This window comes from Streptomyces sp. NPDC045678, from assembly GCF_056432085.1.
The window spans coordinates 266636-285426 of the sequence record NZ_JBWKJS010000012.1; the positions used below are offsets into that span (position 1 = coordinate 266636).

The window sequence follows — 18791 nt, forward strand, 5'->3', positions numbered from 1 at the left end:
GGAAAGGACACCGCCATGTCGGAGCTTCTCGTCGACTTCATCACCTCCCTCGACGGCTGCGCATCGGGAGAGGGATGGCCCGGGTTCTGGGGCCTCGAGGGCCCGGAGTACCTTGCCTGGCTCGGCGAGCAGCCCGAGGCCACCTATCTGATGGGAGCGAACGCCTACCGCCTGATGTCGGGCTTCGCCGCGGGCGAGGTCCCCCATGGCCAGACCGAGTTCAGGCCCGAAGAAGAAGCGTCCGTCGACGAGCTCACGCAAGCGTCCAAGGTGGTGTTCTCCTCCTCGCTCAAGGAGCCGCTGACGTGGGCCAACTGCACGCTCGTCCGCGACGACGCCGTCGAGACGGTCCGCGCCATGAAGTCGAGTGGCGCGGGGCTCCTCAGCACGATCGGCAGCCTCAGCCTGTGCCGGTCCCTGCTGCGGGCCGGACTCGTCGACCGCTTCCGGGTCGTGATGTTCCCGGTGATCACCGGGGCCACGGGCGAGGAACGCATCTACGACGGCTATCCGGACGTCGCCCTCGAGATGATCGAGCACCGCACCTTCGACGGCCGCATCCAGCTGGTCGAGTACAAGCCCCGCGTGCTGGACCATCCGCCGCTCAGCGCCCCTGCGTGACATGCCCCCCGGCCACCGGCCCGGGCGGCACGACGGTCAGCCGTTGTTGTACGACACGGCGCCGTCCCACGTGTCGCCGCCGCTCCGCCTCGGGCACCGAGAAGCGGAAGAGCCTGCCCGACCAGGCGGCGTACAGGTCGCCGCCGACGGCCCGTGCCGACCAGGTTCCGGAGCCGCCGGTGGCCCGGTGGTGCCAGACCTGCTCGCCGGTCTCGGCGTGGAAGGCGTACAGCCCCTTCGTACCCGCGGCGAAGAAGAGTCCGCGCACGGCGCCGAGGAGGGCGAGGTCGCCGAGGCCCGCCCCTGCCGTCCAGCGTTTCGCGCCGGTCCCGGCGTCGATGCCGTGCAGGACCTTCTTGTCCAGGTAGCAGACGCTCGCACCGGCGCGCGCGTAACCGCGGCTGCCGCGGGCGGCGGTCCCCACTGTCCACAGGGTCTTGCCCGACGCCGGGTCGAAGGCGGCGAGCAGGCCGCGCGTCGAGCCGTTGAAGCCGGTGCTCGGATAGCAGAACAGGGTGCCGTCGAGCAGGCTCAGGGAACCCTCGAAGCCGAGGACCTCGCTGTTCGTCGGCGGGAGCTCGGTCGACCTGCTCCAGAGCACCCGGCCGTCGTCGGGATCGAGGGCGAGCAGCTTCATGGTGGCGTCGATGCCGTAGAACACCCTGTTCTTGCTGCTCTTCTCCGGTGGATAGAGGGCGACGAGGTCCTTCGTCCACACGCGTTCGCCCGTCCGCCGGTCCAGGGCGGAGTAACCCCTGAGCATCGCGGCCCCGTTGACTTTCGACGGGCTGCCCCAGGCGAGCGGCGCACCCGCCGGGGTCAGGCCGATGACCATGCCGGGGCTCTTCACGTCACGGGAGGTCCACCGCTCCTCACCGCTCGACGCCGCCAGGGCCCGGAAGCGTCCACCACTGGGCCCCAGGAGCAGTTCGCCGTCCGAGAAGTCCAGTTGGGGTGCGGCTTTCCCGGCCGGCGCGTCCCACAGCTTCTTCCCCGACCGGCCGTCGAACGCGTACGCCTTGCCGTCGGTGCGCACCGTGTAGACGCGTTCGTCGTCGGCGAGGACGTCGGTGTTCTGGCCGCCGAGGTCCTTCCACAGGAGCTTGCCGGTGCTCCGGTCGAAGCAGGCGACGGAGGACTTCTCGGTACACAGCAGCGTGGACCGGGTCACCTCCCTCAGGAACATGCCGGGCTGGGGAAGCTCCTTGGTCCAGGCGAGTTCGGGCGTGGCCGCCGTGCCTCCGCCGTCCCCGCCGCGCGAGCGCAGGAACCAGGCGGTGCCGCCCGCCGCCGCGGTCACGGCGAGCGCGGCGCCGCCGGTCAGCAACCGGCGGCGGCTGAGCAGCGGGCCGCGCAACGCGCCGGCCAGCGTGCGCTGGTCCTCGGCCACCTGGAGCTCGACCGCGCCGAGCCAGCCCGCGGTGGTCTCCGGGCGCAGCCAGGCCTGCAGTTGCTCGACGGTGGGGCGGCGTGCGGGGTCCTTGTCGAGGCAGGCGGTGACGATGCCGAGCAGGCCGTGCGGTACGCCGGTCAGCTCCGGCTCCTCGTAGGCGGCTCGGTAGAGAAGGGCGTGCACCGCGCCGGTGCCGAAGGGCGGTACGCCGGTGGCCGCGAAGGCGAGCACGGCGCCGAAGGCGAACACGTCGCTGGCGTTCGTCAGTTCGCCGCCCCTCGACTGTTCGGGCGACATGAAGCCGGGCGATCCCGCCACCTGGCCCTCGGCGGTCAGCACGGTCCCGTCGACGGCCCGGCTGATGCCGAAGTCGATGACCCGCGGGCCGTCGAGGGTGAGCAGGATGTTGGACGGCTTGAGGTCCCGGTGGATGAGGCCGGCGCGGTGGATCGCGGCCAGCGCCTCGGCCAGGCCGCCGCCGAGCACGCGCAGGGTGGGCTCGGGCATCGGCCCGTGGGCGTCCAAAGCGTCGGTCAGGGAGGGGCCGGGGATGTACGCGGTGGCCAGCCACGGCTGCGGCCCCTCGGGGTCGGCGTCCACGACCGGCGCGGTGAAGGCGCCGGACACCGCGCGGGCGGCGTCGACCTCGGCCTTGAAGCGGCGGCGGAAGTCGGCGTCCGCGGCCAGTTCGGGCCGTACGACCTTGACGGCCACCGCACGGCCGCTGCGCGACGCGGCGAGGTGGACGCGGCCCATGCCACCCGCGCCGAGCTCCCGGATCACCCGGTAGGGGCCGATGTACGAGGCAGGGGCGGGCGGGGTAGCCCCCGGAGGCGGCGTGGGTGCGGGCGGCGGCGGAGGGGAAGGCGGTGTGCGCGGGGACACGGGCGGTATGGGCGGCATGGTCACGTCGTGTCGCTCCGGAAGGCGTGAAGGGTGGTGTCGGACGCGGCGAAGAGCGTGCTGCCGGTGAGCTGGAGCAGCCAGCTGCTCTTGCCCCCGGCGTCGGTCCCGGCGTCGGCCCCGGAGCCGCTTCCGGTGTTGCTGCTCTTGTCCGCCTTGCCGTCGGAGGGCCGGTGCGCCCAGAGCGGCTTGCCGTCGGAAGGGCGCAGGACGACGAAGCCCGGGACATCGCCGGTGGCCCAGGTGGGGATGGCCAGTACGGACGCGGAGACGACCGGCCCCTTGTCCTGGGCGCCGCCGGTGGTCGTCAGGTGCACCGGGCTCGCCCTGTGCCAGACCTGCTCGCCGTTGCGCATGTCGAGGGCGAACACGGTGCCCGGACCGTCGTAGAGGTACGCCCGTTCGCCGCGGACCCGGGCCGCGCTGATGGTGGTCGTCTCCTGGACGGCGGTCCACAGCTTCTTGCCGTCGGCGGCGCGGAAGGCCTGCACCTTGGTGCTCGCGACGAGCAGGGTCTTCCCGTCGGTGGACAGGTGGGGGTAGGCGCCGGGCTCGATGACGTCGCCGGCCTTCCACCGCTCGGCGCCCGAGCGCAGGCCGAGGCCGCGGAGCGTGCCGTTGTCCTGGAGGAAGCAGCGGCCACCGTGGGCGTACGCCTGGAAGTCGCTGCCCTTGACCTTGCGCGACCACAGCACCTCGCCCGATCCGAGATCGACCGCGGCCACGCCGTACCCCTCGTGACCACTGGTGCCGACGACCGCGACCGAACCGGCGACGGACAGGACGCTGTCGACGAAGTCGACGGACTGGGAACCGGCCACCGGCTTGGTGACCGTGTGCGTGAACTTCTGCTTTCCGGCTGCGTCGACACCGAGCAGGAAGCCGCGCTCACCGCTCCAGGCCGAGGCGAACAGCGTCGTCCCGTGCACGCCCAGCCACGTCGGGAATCCCGAGGCGTCGGAGGGCAGGCGCAGCGCCCCTGTCCAGCGTTTCTTCCCGTCAGCGGTGCCGTAGGCGGTCGCGCGCCGCTTCTCCCAGTGCACCAACACGTCGCCGAGGAGCTGGAGTTGCGGACTGGCCAGCTTCTTCAGCGGGACCGACCACCGCGGCTCGGGGCCCGCGGGGATCTTGGGCGCGGACCTGCCGGTGCTGCCCGCGCTGCCGCTCCCGCCGGCGGTGCCACGGCTCTTGCCGGGCTCCGACCGCCACCCGGCAAGTGCTGCGGCTCCGCCGCCCGCCGCGACGGTGGTGCCGGCCGCGGCGATCCACAGGAACCTGCGACGACTGGGGTTGGCGGCGGCGGACGGAGCGGTGGGCGGCGCGAGGGACGCGACGGGCACGGGCGGAGCGGACACCAGGACGGCGGCGTGCGCCCGCCGCCGTGCCAGGTCCTCGCGCAGGCCCTGGGTGAGCAGCGCGGCGGGATCGGCGGCTCCCAGCGCGGCGAGGACCGACGCGGCGGTCGGCCTGCGGGCGGGGTCCTTGTCCAGGCAGGCGGCGACCAGCGGAGCCAACTCCCTGGGTACGCCGTCCAGTTGCGGCGGATGGTGGACGGCCCGGTAGAGGATCTCGGCCGTCCCTCCCGTGCCGAAGGGGCCACTCCCGGTGGCCGCGAAGACCAGGACGCAGCCCAGCGAGAAGATGTCGGCCGCCGGCCCGGCGTCGCGACTCGACACGATCTGCTCGGGCGCCATGAACCCGGGCGTCCCCATCACGGCACCGGTACGCGTGACTTGGGTGGCGTCCACCGCGCTGCTGATGCCGAAGTCGATGACGCGGGGCCCGTCCTCGGTGATGAGGACGTTGCCGGGCTTGAGGTCCCGGTGCACGATGCCCGCTTCGTGGATGGCCGGCAGCGCCTCCGCGAGACCGGCGCCCAGGGCCCGCAGCCCCGCCTCGGACAGCGCGCCGAAGCCGCGTACGACGTCGTGCAGCGAGGGCGCGGGGACGTAGGCCGTGGCCAGCCAGGGCTGCGGGGCGTCCGCGTCCGCGTCGAGCACGGGCGGGGTGAAGAAGCCGCTGACGCGACGGGCGGACTCGGCCTCGCGCCGGAACCGCCCGCGGAAGTTCGGCGCCTCGGCGTACTCGGGCCGGATGACCTTCAGGGCGACCAGCCGTGACCCCGGCGACCTGGCCAGGAACACCCGGCCCATGCCGCCCTCGCCGAGGAGCTGGAAGACCTCGTACGGGCCGATGCGGGCGGGGTTCCGCTGCCCGTGGGCCCGGCCCGGCGGCTCCGGGACGCCAGTGAGCGGCCGGGTCGGCGTGGCGGGTGGTTGCGGCACCGTGGTGTGCGGGGACCGGGTGACCGCGGGCGTGGCCCTTGGGTCGCCGCCTCCGCGGGGGTGGATGTGCACGTCGTCGTCGCGGCGGTCAGCTCAGGGAGCCGAGTACGTCACGGGCGGCGGTGATGGCGTCCGCCTCGGTCTGCTTCTGCGTTCTGTCGGAGGACGTCGTGCTGTACACGAACACGGTGCGGACCGCGGCGTTGCCGTCGTGGACGAGCACCTTCACCCAGACCAGGGAGCCGTCGACGGCGTGGACGACGTAGGCTTCCTCACCGAGTCCGTTGACCGCCCGGGAGTCCGTCACCTCGTACGTGGGCCCCATGTCCTTCATCGCGGTCTTCTTGTTGATGTCGTACGTGGACTTGGCCGACGCGGCGACCACGAGGTGCACGTCCAGGCTCTGGTAGTTCCCACCGGAGCCGGCGGGCTCCCAACTCGGCATCCTGGTCATCATCGTGGCCAAGTCGCCCTCGTCCGTCACGCTGGGCGTGCACGTGGCACCGGGGGCGATCTTCGCGAGGGTCGCCGCCTTGATCAGCTCGCATCCCTTGGGCACCTTGGTGTACGCCTTGCCCCCCGAAGGCCCTTCGTCCGACGGCGCCTTCGGCTTGGCGACGCCGCCCGGCACGCCGGCGGGCCTGCCCGACGCGGCGTCCTTGTCGTCGTCCCCCGACGTGGCGACGACCACACCGACGATCACCGCCACGACGAGCGCCGCGGTGCCACCGATCAGCCAGGCGCGCGAACGGCCCCGCGGGCTTCCCGAGCCGCCGGGGCCGCCGGGCGGTACCTGCTGCGACCAGGCCGACGGTGCGCCGCCCGGCGCCTGCGGCGGGACGGGCGGCGGTGCCTGGCCGGGCATCGGGGGCGGCGCCTGGCCTGGGCCCTGGTACGCATCGCCGAACCCCTGCCGGGGATCCACCTGCGGGTTCTCACTCACGGAGCAGCTCGCTTTCCTACGGTTCACACCTCGGGACCGGCGGGAACCCGCCCCGGGGCAGGCCGGAACGGAGATCGACCGGGACCGGACACGACGCGCCGAACCCTCTCGCGAGACACTGCAATGCTGATGAAATTCTGCTGAAGCAGGGGGTTCTCTGCTGGAGCAGGGAATTCGGTGACCGCGGGGAAACGGGGAACCGCGGGAAAGTGCGTAGACCATGGGGGAATCAGCGGTGGGTTCGAGCGGAGCGGGTACACCGGGTGGGCCGAGCACGTCGGGCACGACGGGGGCGGCAGGTACGGAAGGTCCAACGGGGACGGCAGGTACGACGGGTACGACCGGCACAGCAGGTGCGACCGGCGCGGACGGGGCGACCGGCACGGGCGGGGCGACCGGCACGGGCGGGGCGGCGAACCCCGCGGCTTCGACCGGCACGGCCGGTACGGAGTCCGCCGGGGTCGCGGAGGGCCCGCTGCGCCTCACCCTGCTCGGTCCCGTGACCTCCCACCGGGGCGAGGTCCCGCTCGACCTCGGGCCCGTACGCCGGCAGGCGGTCCTCGCCGCGCTGGTCCTGCGCGCGGAGACGCTCGTCACCCACCAGCAACTCCTGGACGACGTATGGGGAATCGAACCGCCGGGTACGGGCCGCCGCGTCCTGCCCAGTTACATCTACCCCCTGCGCAAAGCGCTGGACGCGCCCGGCACCGGCCCCACCGCTTCCGTGATCCGCGGCGAGCGCGGCGGCTACCGATTCGTACCCGGCGAAGCCCGCACGGACACAAGCGAGTTGACCGCACACAGCAGCGCGATACGCGGCGCGAAGGCCGCGGGTGACCTCGCCGCCGCCCTCGACGGCTGCACGCGGGCCCTGCGCCTGTTCCGCGGGGAGCCGCTGGCCGGCCTGCCCGGCCCGCTCGCCGACGCCGAGCGGCAGCGCCTCGCCCGGCAGCGCCGCACCCTGCATCAGGAGCGGGTGGAGTGCCTGGTGCTCCTGGGCCGGTACGCGGAGGCCCTGGACGAACTGCTGGCTGCGCCCATGGCGCGGCCGTACGACGAACCGCTCGCCGCCCTGCGCATGCGCGCGCTGTACGGCGGCGGCCGGCAGGCCGAAGCGCTCGCCGTCTACCAGGAGACCCGGAACCGGCTCCGCGACGAACTGGGCGTGGAGCCCGGCGAGGAACTGCGCCGGGTGCACCAGGCCGTACTGCGCCGGAACGATCCGGAGCTGCTCGGCGCGACCGAGCCGCCCCGCGTCCCGGCGCCCGCCGCCACCCGGGTGCCGCCCGCGGCCGCGCCCCCCGCACCCACCCCCGCACAGCCACCGGCACCAGACCCCTCCACCCCGCCCCCGGTACGCCCCCGCCGCAACGAACTCCCCGGCGACACCGCCTGGCTGGTCGGCCGGGAGCCGGAACTCGCCCTGCTCACCGCGCCGGTGCCCGCCGGATCCGTCTCCGTGACCGCCGTCGACGGCACGGCGGGCGTCGGCAAGACCGCGCTCCTGGTCCGCGCCGCCTGGACGCTGCACGACCAGTACCCGGACGGCTGCCTGTTCGTGGACCTGCACACGCACGGCGCCCCGCACGAGAGCCTGCGCCCGCAGCGCGCGCTGCACCAGCTGCTTCGCGCCGTCAACGGTGCCGACGGTGAACTCCCGGACGAACTGCACGAGTTGGTGACCGCGTGGCGCGCCGCCACCAGCTCCTTGCGGCTGTTGCTGGTCGTGGACGACGCCCGCGGCGCGGAACAAGTACGCCCTTTGCTGCCCGCGGGCCCGGGCAGCAGGGTCCTCGTGGCCGGCCGGCAGCGCCTGCCGGGCCTCGACGCCGACCGGCGGATCACCGTGGAGCCACTGGACACCGTCGACGCGGTCGCCCTGCTCACGCGCCTCCTCGGTGAGACGCGCGCCGGGCAGGAACCGGAGGCCGCCGAGGAGCTCGCCCACCGCTGCGGCGGGCTGCCGCTGGCCCTGCGGATCGCCGGGGCCCGGCTCCAGAACCGGCCGTCCTGGACGGTGGCCCACCTGGTCGGCCGGATGTCGGGCGACGAGCGTCGACTCGGTGAGCTCCGGGCGGAGGACCGCAGCGTCGAAGCAGCCTTCCGGATGTCCTACGACCTGCTCGCCCCCGAATTGCGCCGCGGCTTCCGGGCGTTGGGTCAGGCCCCGACCGCCGAGTTCGACGGGCTCACCCCCGCCGTCATGCTGGGCCGCTCGTTCCACGACGCCGAGGACCTCCTGGAGCGGCTGGTCGACGCGAGCCTGCTGCAGCAGCCGCGGCCCGGCCGCTACCGGCTGCACGATCTCGTACGCGACCACACGCGCCGCCTCGCCGCCACCGCGCCGCAGGAGGCCGCGGCGGACCGCGCCGCCGTGCTGCACCTCTACACGGCCGCCGGTCGCATCGCCAGCGACTGGGGACCCGAGGGATACCCGACCGGCCCCGACGTCTCCGGCTCCCCCTTCGCGGACTGGCGGGAGGCCGACGCGTGGCTGGAGGCCGCGGGCGGCCAGCTGCTCGACGTGGTCGCCTTCGCGGCGGCCGGCGGGCAGCACGACCACGCCTGCTGGATCGCCGAGTCGCTGGTCGACCCGCTGGTCCGTCAGGGCCGCTTCCACGAGTGCCGCTCCGCCCTGGAGCTCGCGCTGCCCGGCGCCGACCTGGCCGATGACCGGCGGATGCCCTCCTCCCTGCGCAACTGCCTGGCCGTCGCGGACATCTACCAGGGGCGCTTCAGGCAGGCGTACGCCTGGTGCGCCGACGCGCTGAGCATCGCCCGCCCGCGGGGCGACGTGCGCGAGCAGGCCCGGGCGATCGCCGTCATGGGCGCAGCGGAACGTGCGCTGGGCCGCCTCCCTGAGGCGGCCGCCCACCTGAACGAGGTCATGGGTCTCGCCTCCCGGCTCGACGACGACTGGCTGGCCGGGATGTCGAGCTGCCAGCTCGGCGCCCTGCACGACCAGGAGGGCCGGCACGAGAAGGCGCTGACGTACTACGCCACCTCCCTCACCTTCGCCGAGAAGATCGGCCGCCCAAGGATGATCAGCAAGACCCTGTGCTTCACGGCCGAGGCCCACCTGGCACTCGGTCGGCACGCCGAGGTCAAGGACCTGGCGCGGCGCGCGGCGGAGCTGGCCCAGGAGGTCGGCGACCTGCAACTGCGCGCGACGAGCCTGTCCCTGCTCGGCGCCGCGGAACACGGCCGCGGAGACCTGCCCTCGGCCATCACCCTCCAACGGGAGGCACTGGCCACGCTCACCGAGCACACCAGCCGGCCTCTGGAGATGGAGGTCCGCCGCAGACTCGGCCGCACGTACGCGGCGGCGGGCGACCCGGCCGAGGCGGAGCGGCAGTTCCGCATCGCCCGGTCCCTGGCCGACTCGGCGTAACGGCACGGTCGTGGTGGCCGCCCTGGCCACGTACTCCCGCAGGAAGCGTCACATCACCCTCGCGGGTGTGCCCGTCCGGGCCGGGAAGTACGACCTGCAGGAAGTTGTATACGGCTGCTGCCGTACGCCTCCAGTGGCTACTCTTTGTAACCGGCCGTCCTCGGCCGATGCCGGGAGGTGTGCACTGGTGCGTGACGCGCTGCGGTCCACGTACGACAGTCCTTTGTTCAAAGTAACCGCGGCGCCGTATCTGCTGCTGGATACGGACTTCTACATCCGCGGTGTCAACACGGCCTACCTGCGTGCCACCGGACGCTCGCGCGAGGAACTGATCGGCGCGTTCATCTTCGACGCGTTCCCGGACAATCCCGGGGACACGGGTTCGAGCGGCGTCCGCAACCTCACCTCCTCGCTGGAGCGGGTGATGCGCCACGGCGACCCGCACGACATGGGGATCCAGCGCTACGACATCCCCGCCCCGCAAAGCCCCAGCGGCTTCCGCGTCAAGGCCTGGAGTCCCGTCAACTCCCCGCTGACCGACGCCGACGGCCGTGTCGTGGGCGTCCTGCATCATGTCGAGGACATCACCACGGTGTACGAGTCGCTGCACCGGCCCGGTGCGAGCAGTGCCGCGGACGGTGCGGGGCAGCCGAGTGCGGTGCTGCGCGCCGCGATGCGAGCCCTCGCCTTCCACCAGCGCGCGGCCCGGACGGCCGGACTGGCGGCGCCGGTCGACCTGCCCCGTGCGGGTGCGGGTACCGGCACGGGTGGCGTATCGGCGGCCGGTCTCGCCCGGCGGGACGCGCTGTGGCACGGGATCACCCATGCCGCCCGACAGAGCCCGCCCGGCAGCGGATGTCTCGCCGCGGTGTGCGACTGCGCGGTACGGGAGTTGCCCGGGGCCGACGCCGCCGTGATCACCCTGCACAACAGCGGATCACGAAACGTCCGGCTCGCTGTCACGTCCCTGTGGGGGCAGCAGGCCGAGGAACTGCAGTGGACCACGGGCAGCGGTCCGTCGCTGACCGCGTTCGCCACCGGTGAGCCCGTTCTGGTGCCCCTGCTCGACCGGCCGAGCTCGAAGTGGCCGCTGTTCACGGATGCCGCGTGCCGTATCGGTGTCGGTGCCGCGTTCGCCTATCCCCTGTCCACCGCCACCGCGACGGTGGGCACCCTCACCCTCTATCACCGCGGCAAGGGGCTCCCCGAGCCACCCGCCAACGCGGAGGTATTCGCCCAGATCGCCGCCGCTGTGCTGCTGGCCGACCTGGGGGGCGACATCGGCGAGCGCGTCAGGGCCATCGCCGATCAGGGCGACATCAACACCGCCGTCGGCGTCCTCGCCGCCGCCCAGCACATCAGCGCGAACGACGCCCTCGCCTGGCTGCGCGCCACGGCCCGGGCCAGGGCGACACCCCTCACCGACTTCGCCCGCGAAGTCCTCGCCCGCCGCCCACCCGAGGCCCCCTCCTGAGCAGACCGCCCACGGGCGGATCTCGGTCGCCGGCGTGGGGCGGATGGATGAACGAAGTGGTCCGAGCGGGCGATCGTGCCCACGCCGAATGATGAAGCCCCGAGGTCGGGCGCAAGCTGGGCTGAGCTCGGGTGGCGGAAGAGACGCGCGCCGGGGCCGAGGTCGAGGGGCTACGTTGCTTCAGCGGTTGCGGTACAGGTTCGACAATGTCATGGCGCGCGGGACACCGGCACTCATCGGAGTGCTGGCCGTCGCCTGCTGTGTACTCGTGTTGCTCAACGGGGTGCTGTTGTTGTTGCTCGCTCCGGCGGGGGTGGCGTCGGAGGGTGGGGAGTCGTGGCTGTGGTCCGGTTTCCTGCGGGTCATCAGTCCAGCGGTGATCGCCCGGGACAGAGGGCCGGCGCCGTTCCTGGCCGTTGCGGCGCTGATGGCTTTCGGCGGGATCTTCCTGATGAGCACGCTCATTCCGGTGATCAGCGCGGGGCTCCAGAACCAGCTGGCCCGCCTGCGCCGCGGCCGTTCGGCCGTGGTCGAGAGCGGGCACACGGTCGTGCTGGGCTGGTCTCCCCATGTCTTCACCGTGCTCCGCGAGTTGGTGGAGGCCAATCGCAGCCGGCGCCGTGCCTGCGTGACCATCCTCGCGGAGAAGGACCGTCCGGAGATGGAGGCCGCGATCCGGGAACGGGTGGGGCATACCGCCACCACCAGGGTTGTGTGCCGCAGCGGTGACCCCACCGACCCGGTCGACATCGCGATCGTCAACCCTTCGGGCGCACGCTCGATCATCGTGATCCCGCCGGAGGGAGACGACCCTGACATCGCGGTCGTCAAGTCACTGCTGGCCGTGGGGAGCAGCCAGGCTCCTCGCGAGCGGGACGGGGAGAGTGCCGCACCGGTGGTCGTGGCCAGCGTCCAGGAAGCACAGAACCTGTCCGTGGCGCGACTGGCCGGCGGTGCCGCCTGTCATGTCATCAGCGCTCAGGGGTTCGTCTCCCGATTGATGGTGCAGATGAGCCTTCAGTGCGGGCTGTCCGCGGTCTATACCGGCCTGTTGGACTTCGAGGGCGATGAGATCTACATGCAGCCGCAGCCCGAGCTGGTCGGGCGGACCTTCGGTGAGACGCTGGCGGCCTACCGGACCTCGTGCGTGATCGGGTTGATGGACGCGTCCGGCCGCGTACGGCTCAACCCCCGCCACGACACAGTGCTCCGCGCGCAGGACCAGATCGTCGCCATCAGCGAGGACGACAGCACAGTGCTGCTGTCCGAAACGGTGCCCGTCGTCGACGAGACGGCGATCTCGCCACCCGATGTCCCCGAGCGGCCGAGCCGTCGGCTACTGATGGTGGGCTGGAGTCAGCACGCGCCTGACATCATCCGCCAGCTCCAGGCGCAGTTGCCCGCCGGATCCCGGGTGGACGTGATCGCCGATACCGACCTCACCGGCGCCGAGAGAACGCTCACGCGCGCGGGCGACGGTGTCCCGGAGGTGTCCTTCCGCCGGGCCGACACCACCCGCCGGGAGGTGCTGGAGTCCGCCGGCCTCGAGGCCTACGACCACGTCATGGTCATCTGCCCGAATGAGCGGGACCCCCGCGACTCCGACGCCCGCACCCTCACCACCCTGCTGAAGCTGCGCGATCTGGCAGCCCGGCACTCCCACGGTTTCTCCCTGGCCACGGAGATCGCCGACGACCGCAACCGCGCGCTCGCCCGGGCGGCGAAGGCGGACGACTTCATCGTGAGCAGCGAGCTGGTCAGCCTGTGTCTTGCCCAGCTCTCCGAGAACCCCCGGCTCAGCCAGGTCTTCGACGAGCTCTTCGGACCGCAGGGCGTCCAGATCAGCCTGCGCCCCATGGCCGCCTACGTACGGACCGGGGCGGCCACCGATTTCTACACGGTGACTGCCGCGGCCGCCCGGTGCGGTGAGATCGCCATCGGCCACCGCATCCACGGCCGGGCCCAACTGCCGCCCGACTACGGGGTTGTGATCAACCCCGACAAGGCGGAACGCGTCACCTACGCCAAGGGTGACCAGATCATCATCCTGTCGGCGGGCGCACCCGGTGCATTCTGAGCGCCGGGGAGGCAGTCCTGCGACGCGCGGGCCCGCGAGGAGCGAGCTGCCGGGAGCACGGCCTTTGCGTTGCGGGTCGGCCCGGGTGCCGGGCAGAGGTCGGTCCGGAGCCAGGCCGGTGAAGAAGGCCGTGTGGCCGACCGGGTGACCCGCGCTCTCCGGCGTGGTGTCCCGGCCAGGACTGCACGGTCGCCGGGCCAGGCTGTGACCATGAACGCACAGCCTTCCAGACGCGCCGTCATGGCCGCGGCCGGCAGCACCACCCTGACCGCCGGCCTCGGCGCCTCCGCCCCGCAGGCGGCCGCCGCGTCCGCTCTCGCGCCCCCAGCCGTGCCCTCCGCGCCGGCCCGGGGCGCCGACTGGCAGACCTGCCTGGCAGTCGCCCGGGCCATCCTCGTCCTCGACGAGGACAACCGGCCCCTCACTCCCGCGTACACCGACATCCTGCTCGGCAAGGGCCTGCCCCGTGGGAGCGTGAGCAGGAAGGTTCTGGTCATCGGGGCAGGTCCGGCCGGCATGGTGGCCGCCCATCTGCTGCGCGAGGCCGGGCACGACGTCACCGTGCTCGAAGCCAACGCCAACCGGGTAGGCGGGCGCATCAAGACGTTCCGCTCGGGCGGCCATGAGAACGCCGAGCAGCCGTTCGCCGACCCCGCTCAGTACGCGGAGGCCGGAGCGATGCGGATCCCCGACAGCCACCCCCTGGTCACCGGTCTGATGGAATCGCTCGGCCTCGAGAGGCGCCGTTTCCACCTCATCGACGTAGATGCCTCGGGGAAGCCCGCGAACCGCACATGGATTCACGTCAACGGCATCCGGGCCCGCCGCGCCGACTACCAGGACAGGCCCCGGCGGATCAACCGCTCCTTCGGTGTCCCCGCGCGGCACGAGAACACTCCGGCGTCCGACCTGCTGCGCGCCGCACTGGCACCGGCCAGGGCGCTGGTCGACGGCAAGAGCGGCCGCGCACTCGTCGAGGGCTGGGCGAGCGTGCTCCACACGTACGGGCACTGGTCGATGTACCGCTACCTCAAGGAACGCGCCGGACTCGACGAGAACACCATCGACCTGATCGGCACCGTCCAGAACCTCACCTCACGTCTGCATCTCTCCTTCCTTCACAGCTTCCTCTCCGCGGCTTTGATCAGCCCGAGCACCGCCTTCTACGAACTGCCCGGAGGCACCGCCACGTTCGCCGATGCCCTCTACGAGCGGGTGAGCGATCTCGTACATCTGGACCGTCGCGCCGTGCGCATCGAACACCGGCCCGGCAGTGGCGTCACCGTGCACACCGTCTCCGAGAGCCGCACGAGCCGGCCCGTGACCGAGGAGTTCACCGGCGATGAGGCGATCATCACGGTGCCCTTCTCCGGGCTGCGCCACGTCACCTTCACCCCCGCCTTCTCCTATCGGAAACGGCGTGCCATCACCGAACTCCACTACGACGCCGCCACCAAGGTGCTCCTGGAGTTCTCACGCCGCTGGTGGGAGTTCTCCGAACAGGACTGGAAACGCGAACTCGACGCCGTACGCCCCGGTCTGTACGAGGCATACCGCGCCGGGAAAGCGCCTACGGACGGCTCGTTGCTCGGCGCCCACCCGTCCGTCCCCGACGGCCAGGTCCCCGAGCGCCAGCGCATCCACTACGCAGCACACCGTTCCCCCCAGCGAAACCAGCCCGAAGCGGCGCAGGTGATCGGCGGCGGCTCGGTCACCGACAATCCCAACCGCTTCATCTATGAACCCTCCCACCCTGTTCCCGGCAGCCCGGGGGGAGTTCTGCTCGCTTCCTACAGCTGGTCCGACGACGCCCTGAAGTGGGACGCCTACGACGACGAGGAGCGGTACCCCCTGGCACTCACCGGCGTTCAGGAGGTGTACGGCCAGCGCACCGAGATCTTCTACACGGGAAAGGGCCGCACCCAGTCATGGATGCGCGACCCCTACGCCTACGGGGAAGCATCCGTCCTGCTCCCCGGTCAGCACACCGAACTCTTCCCCGACATCCCCGCCTCCGAAGGCCCCTTGCACTTCGCGGGCTGCCACACCTCCCTCAAACCCGCATGGATCGAAGGAGCCCTCGAATCCGCGATCCGCACGGCACTGGAAGTCCACACCGGATGACGGGGGGGGCGCGGGCACCGTTTGCCCGGTACGCAGTCGTCTCCTATCGGGCACACGGCTTGCCGGTGCAGGGCGCTCCGGGCAACGGCGACAAGGAGAACATGGACATGATCACCTGCTATCGCATGGTGAGCAGTTGTCCACCAGGTCTTCGTTCAGCAGCTCACGCATCAGCAGCAGGTCTGAAGCGTCGGCGACGTCTGCCAGCCGTTCGAGCAGTGCCCGGATGCTGTCGTCATCGCCTTGGCGGACCGCTGCAACCAAACGCTGGATGAGACTCCGCGTCACTGCCGGCACCGACTCGCTGGGATTGTCCACGCTGTCGCCTACCCGCGTGAGCAAGGCCGAAGGCCCCGCATTCGGGTGAGTGTGCCAGGCCGCGGTGGCGGCGAAGCCGAGGGCCAGGGAGTCAGAGGCGGCATCGGCCCGCCGGCCCCCACCGTGGCGGAGGCGCCGGTAGCGACGTGGGTCCGAATCAGGTGGAGACGACATCGCGGGACACCGCCGTGTGCAGGGCGAAAGCACCGAGCAGACCGCCTGCCGTGAAGCGCTGGGCAGTCAGGACGCGGGGCCGGGTCGCCAGGAACTTCGACATGCGCGCTGCACCCAGCATGACCAGGGCGTTCACGGAGATTCCCACGACGATCTGCACCGCCCCGAGCTGAAGCAGCTGCCCCCAGGCCGGGCCTGCCTGCGGGTCCAGGAACTGGGGCAGGAGTGCGGCATACATCAGGGCGATCTTGGGGTTCAGCAGGTTGGTCAGCAGTCCCATCGAGAACAGGCGGGCGTCGGAGACCGGAGGCAGGTCCTCTGCCGGGGCGAAGGGGGAACGGCCGCCGGGCTTGAGCATGTCCCAGGCGAGGTACGCCAGGTAGGCGGCCCCGGCGAGCTTGACGACCGTGAAGGTCACCGGCACGGCGGCGAAGATCGCGGACAGCCCCGCGGCTGCGGCCAGCAGGTAGCACACGAATCCCACGGCGGTCCCACTGAGGCTGACCAGGCCCGCCCGGCGGCCTTGGGTGATCGCCCGGGAGGCGAGGTGAATCATGTTCGGACCGGGGGTCAACGCCATGCCCAGTTCGACTAGAGCCACCCCTCCGACTGCGGTCAGAGTGATCACCGGTCAACCTCCCGTTGTTCGTCGGGAGCCCCGTACGGAGGGGGCGCCCGGTCGCAGAGGGCGGGGGTGGCGCACGAGCTGCGCCTGCCTCGCCCGGCTCAGCATATGGCTTCGCCACTCGGCATCTTTATGCGCCCTGTTCCTGGCCCGGCGTCCGATCTTGGGCAGCCGTGTCGCGGCGGCTATTCCGTGTGCAGAACTGTGGCGATGGTGGTGCGGGCCGCCGTGCGGGCGGGGATCAGGGCACCGAGTACGGCGATCGTCACTCCGGCCAGGAGCATCGCGGCCAGTTGGGGCGCGTGCCATACGTCCTTCATGTACTCGGGGAAGTCGACTACGCCGACGTGGTCCACGACGAGGCGGTGTGCCCCGATCCCGAGGGGGATGCCGAGCAGTGCGCCGAAGGCGCCGAGTCCGGCGACCGAGGTGACCGTCATCAGGATCACCTGCCGGGGCGTCATGCCGATGGACTTGAGCATGCCCAGGTCCCTGCGCCGTTCACGGGTGTTGAGCAGAACGGTGTTGAAGACACCGAGCGAGGCCACGAGGGCGAGCAGCACGGTGAAGACGATGGAGAAGGTGACGACGGTGGTGGTCCCGGCGTTGCCGGGGTCCAACACGGAGGCGTGCACGGCCGGGTCGAGCTTCCCGGCCGCTTCCGCGTAGGCGTCGGCGTCGGCGTCGGGGTCGAGGCGGACCGTGTACTCGGTGGCGTGGGCGGTGGGTGCGAGTCGGGTCAAAGTGTCCCACGTGGTTTCCAGAGCACGGGCGTTGCCTTCGATGACCTGGCCCACGACAGTTGCGATGATCTTCTTTCCGTTCAGTTCCAGGGTGCTCCGGTCGCCGAGTTCCAGGCCGCGTTGGGTGAGGAAGGCCGGCCCGGCCACGATCTCTCCGGCCGCCTTCGGGGCGCGGCCCTTGACGATGGTGTGCTCGTAGAGGGAGGCGTCGCCGCGGTAGAAATCGGCGAAGACGGGCTGGTTCTGGCCGGTCATGTTCACCTGGGACAGCGCACGGGCTCGTACCCCCTTGGCACCCGGCAGGTCCCGAAGCCGTTCCTCGATCTGCGTGTCGCTGAGACGGGGCGCCGTCTTGGCGTCGGCGGATCCGCCGGTGGTGACCTGGACGCGGGCGCTGCCGTCCTCCTTGCCGACGTTGCCGTAGGCGACCAGGGTGCTGGTCAGGCCGGTGGACAGGGTGACGGTGGTGACTCCGAGGACGATGGCGGCCAGCGTCAGCAGGGTGCGGGCGGGGCGGGCGAAGGGCTGGCCCAGGCCCAGGCTGACCGGGCGCGGCAGACGGGTGGCGCCGAGCATTCGCTGGACGCGCAGACCGCGCCCGACGCGGGGGGCTCCGCCGGCGCTGATGGCCTGTGCGGCGGGTAGCCGGTGGGCCCGCAGGGCGGGGATCAGTGCGGTGAGCAGGACGAGGGCGTGCATGCCCACCAGGCAGGCGACGGACAGCCAGGGGCTGACCTCACCGACCGTGGCCCGGCCGACGTCGATGCCGGTGAAGGCGACCTTCACGATCGGCCCGGCCAGTGCGTTGCCCGCCAGTGTGCCCAGCACGCAGCCCACCAGGGCCGGTACGGAGAGCATCATCAGGTAGACGGCGACGACTTGGTTGGGGGTGAACCCCAGTGCCTTGAGGACGCCGATGTGCCGGTATCCGGAGACGACCGCCCCGCTGACCACGTTGCCGACGATCAGGACGGAGACCAGCAGGCCGAGGACGCCGAAGAGGGTCATGAAGGGGAGGTAGGAGTCGGCCAGTGCCGAGAACGCCTGCTTGAGGGTGAGGTAGGTCTGCGCACCGGTGAGCGCGCCCTCGGGCAGTCCCCCGGTGGCCCGGTCCAGCGAAGCGCTCAGCTGGGCTTCACTGTCGGCTTTCGTGAAGCGGTAGAGCATTTGGGCGGAGGTGGGGTGCAGGGCGGTCATCTGCGCGGGAGTGACCCAGGCGCTCGCCGACTTGCTCATGCTGGTGGCGAACCCGACGACGGTCAGCGTCGCTCCGCTCGGTGTCTTCACCTTCGTACCGAGCAATTCGGTGCCGGGAGAGCCTTGTACGGACCAGTTGACGACGATCTCGCCGGTGCCGGTGGCCCACCGGCCCTCCAGCAGGTCGATCCGGTCCACGGGGCCCGCCGGGTCGGCCCGGCCCACGACGCTGAGGGTGCCGCCCGCCATCCACAGCCAGTTCTTGGGTATGTCGACGACTGCCTGTCCGAACGGTCCCGCAGCCGCCTCCACTCCGGGCTGCTTCGCGGTACGGGCCAGTTGTTCCGGGGTGACCTTCGTGGTGTCGAAGGAAGCGGCCGTGTGCGCGCCGCGCTGTTCGGCGTACGCCTTGTCGAAGGGGCTGGACGCCGCGGTGAGCAGGGTCAGCGCGAGCAGGACGGTGGTGGTGGAGCAGAGCACCACAAGACCGATCACGAAGGTCTGGACTCGGCGCCGCTTCACT

The 18791-nt window shown here is 71.8% G+C and carries 11 protein-coding genes; 5 read left to right on the forward strand and 6 right to left on the reverse strand.

All coding sequences use genetic code 11. The features are described from left to right. Positions 1-15 precede the first annotated feature (15 nt). Positions 16-621 (forward strand): dihydrofolate reductase family protein, encoded by a 606-nt coding sequence (locus AC07DO_RS35570; RefSeq protein WP_479065867.1) that lies wholly within the window; start codon positions 16-18, stop codon positions 619-621. Here AC07DO_RS35570 and AC07DO_RS35575 read toward each other — a convergent pair. The 3 genes from AC07DO_RS35575 to AC07DO_RS35585 form a co-directional block, all read right to left on the reverse strand. Further along, positions 605-2917, reverse strand: a complete 2313-nt coding sequence (locus AC07DO_RS35575; RefSeq protein ID WP_479065869.1) for a protein kinase domain-containing protein — start codon at positions 2915-2917, stop codon at positions 605-607. The two genes, AC07DO_RS35570 and AC07DO_RS35575, sit on opposite strands and share 17 nt — an antisense overlap. Before the next feature lie 2 nt (positions 2918-2919). After that, positions 2920-5202 (reverse strand): protein kinase domain-containing protein, encoded by a 2283-nt coding sequence (locus tag AC07DO_RS35580; protein ID WP_479065870.1) that lies wholly within the window; start codon positions 5200-5202, stop codon positions 2920-2922. Between the two features lie 88 nt (positions 5203-5290). Next, positions 5291-6145, reverse strand: a complete 855-nt coding sequence (locus AC07DO_RS35585; RefSeq protein ID WP_479065872.1) for a hypothetical protein — start codon at positions 6143-6145, stop codon at positions 5291-5293. A gap of 220 nt (positions 6146-6365) precedes the next feature. Here AC07DO_RS35585 and AC07DO_RS35590 point away from each other — a divergent pair, with 220 nt between their 5' ends. The 4 genes from AC07DO_RS35590 (at position 6366) to AC07DO_RS35605 (ending at position 15211) form a co-directional block, all read left to right on the forward strand. Next, positions 6366-9536, forward strand: a complete 3171-nt coding sequence (locus tag AC07DO_RS35590) for an AfsR/SARP family transcriptional regulator (protein WP_479065874.1) — start codon at positions 6366-6368, stop codon at positions 9534-9536. A 187-nt stretch (positions 9537-9723) separates the two neighbouring features. Then, complete coding sequence (locus AC07DO_RS35595) at positions 9724-11010, forward strand: PAS domain-containing protein (protein ID WP_479065876.1); 1287 nt, start codon at positions 9724-9726, stop codon at positions 11008-11010. Between the two features lie 211 nt (positions 11011-11221). After that, positions 11222-13087: a CASTOR/POLLUX-related putative ion channel gene (locus AC07DO_RS35600; protein WP_479065877.1), complete on the forward strand. Its 1866-nt coding sequence runs from the start codon at positions 11222-11224 to the stop codon at positions 13085-13087. Between the two features lie 210 nt (positions 13088-13297). After that, positions 13298-15211, forward strand: coding sequence for a flavin monoamine oxidase family protein (locus tag AC07DO_RS35605; protein WP_479065879.1), 1914 nt, complete (start codon positions 13298-13300; stop codon positions 15209-15211). A gap of 111 nt (positions 15212-15322) precedes the next feature. Here the strand turns inward: AC07DO_RS35605 and AC07DO_RS35610 are convergent, their stop codons facing one another. The 3 genes from AC07DO_RS35610 to AC07DO_RS35620 form a co-directional block, all read right to left on the reverse strand. Next, a complete protein-coding gene (locus AC07DO_RS35610; protein ID WP_479065881.1) occupies positions 15323-15529 on the reverse strand; it encodes a hypothetical protein in 207 nt (68 codons plus the stop codon). Between the two features lie 157 nt (positions 15530-15686). Then, on the reverse strand, positions 15687-16331 hold the full coding sequence (locus AC07DO_RS35615; protein ID WP_479065883.1) for a LysE family translocator: 645 nt from the start codon (positions 16329-16331) through the stop codon (positions 15687-15689). Between the two features lie 182 nt (positions 16332-16513). Continuing rightward, positions 16514-18790 (reverse strand): FtsX-like permease family protein, encoded by a 2277-nt coding sequence (locus AC07DO_RS35620; protein ID WP_479065884.1) that lies wholly within the window; start codon positions 18788-18790, stop codon positions 16514-16516. Position 18791 lies beyond the last annotated feature (1 nt).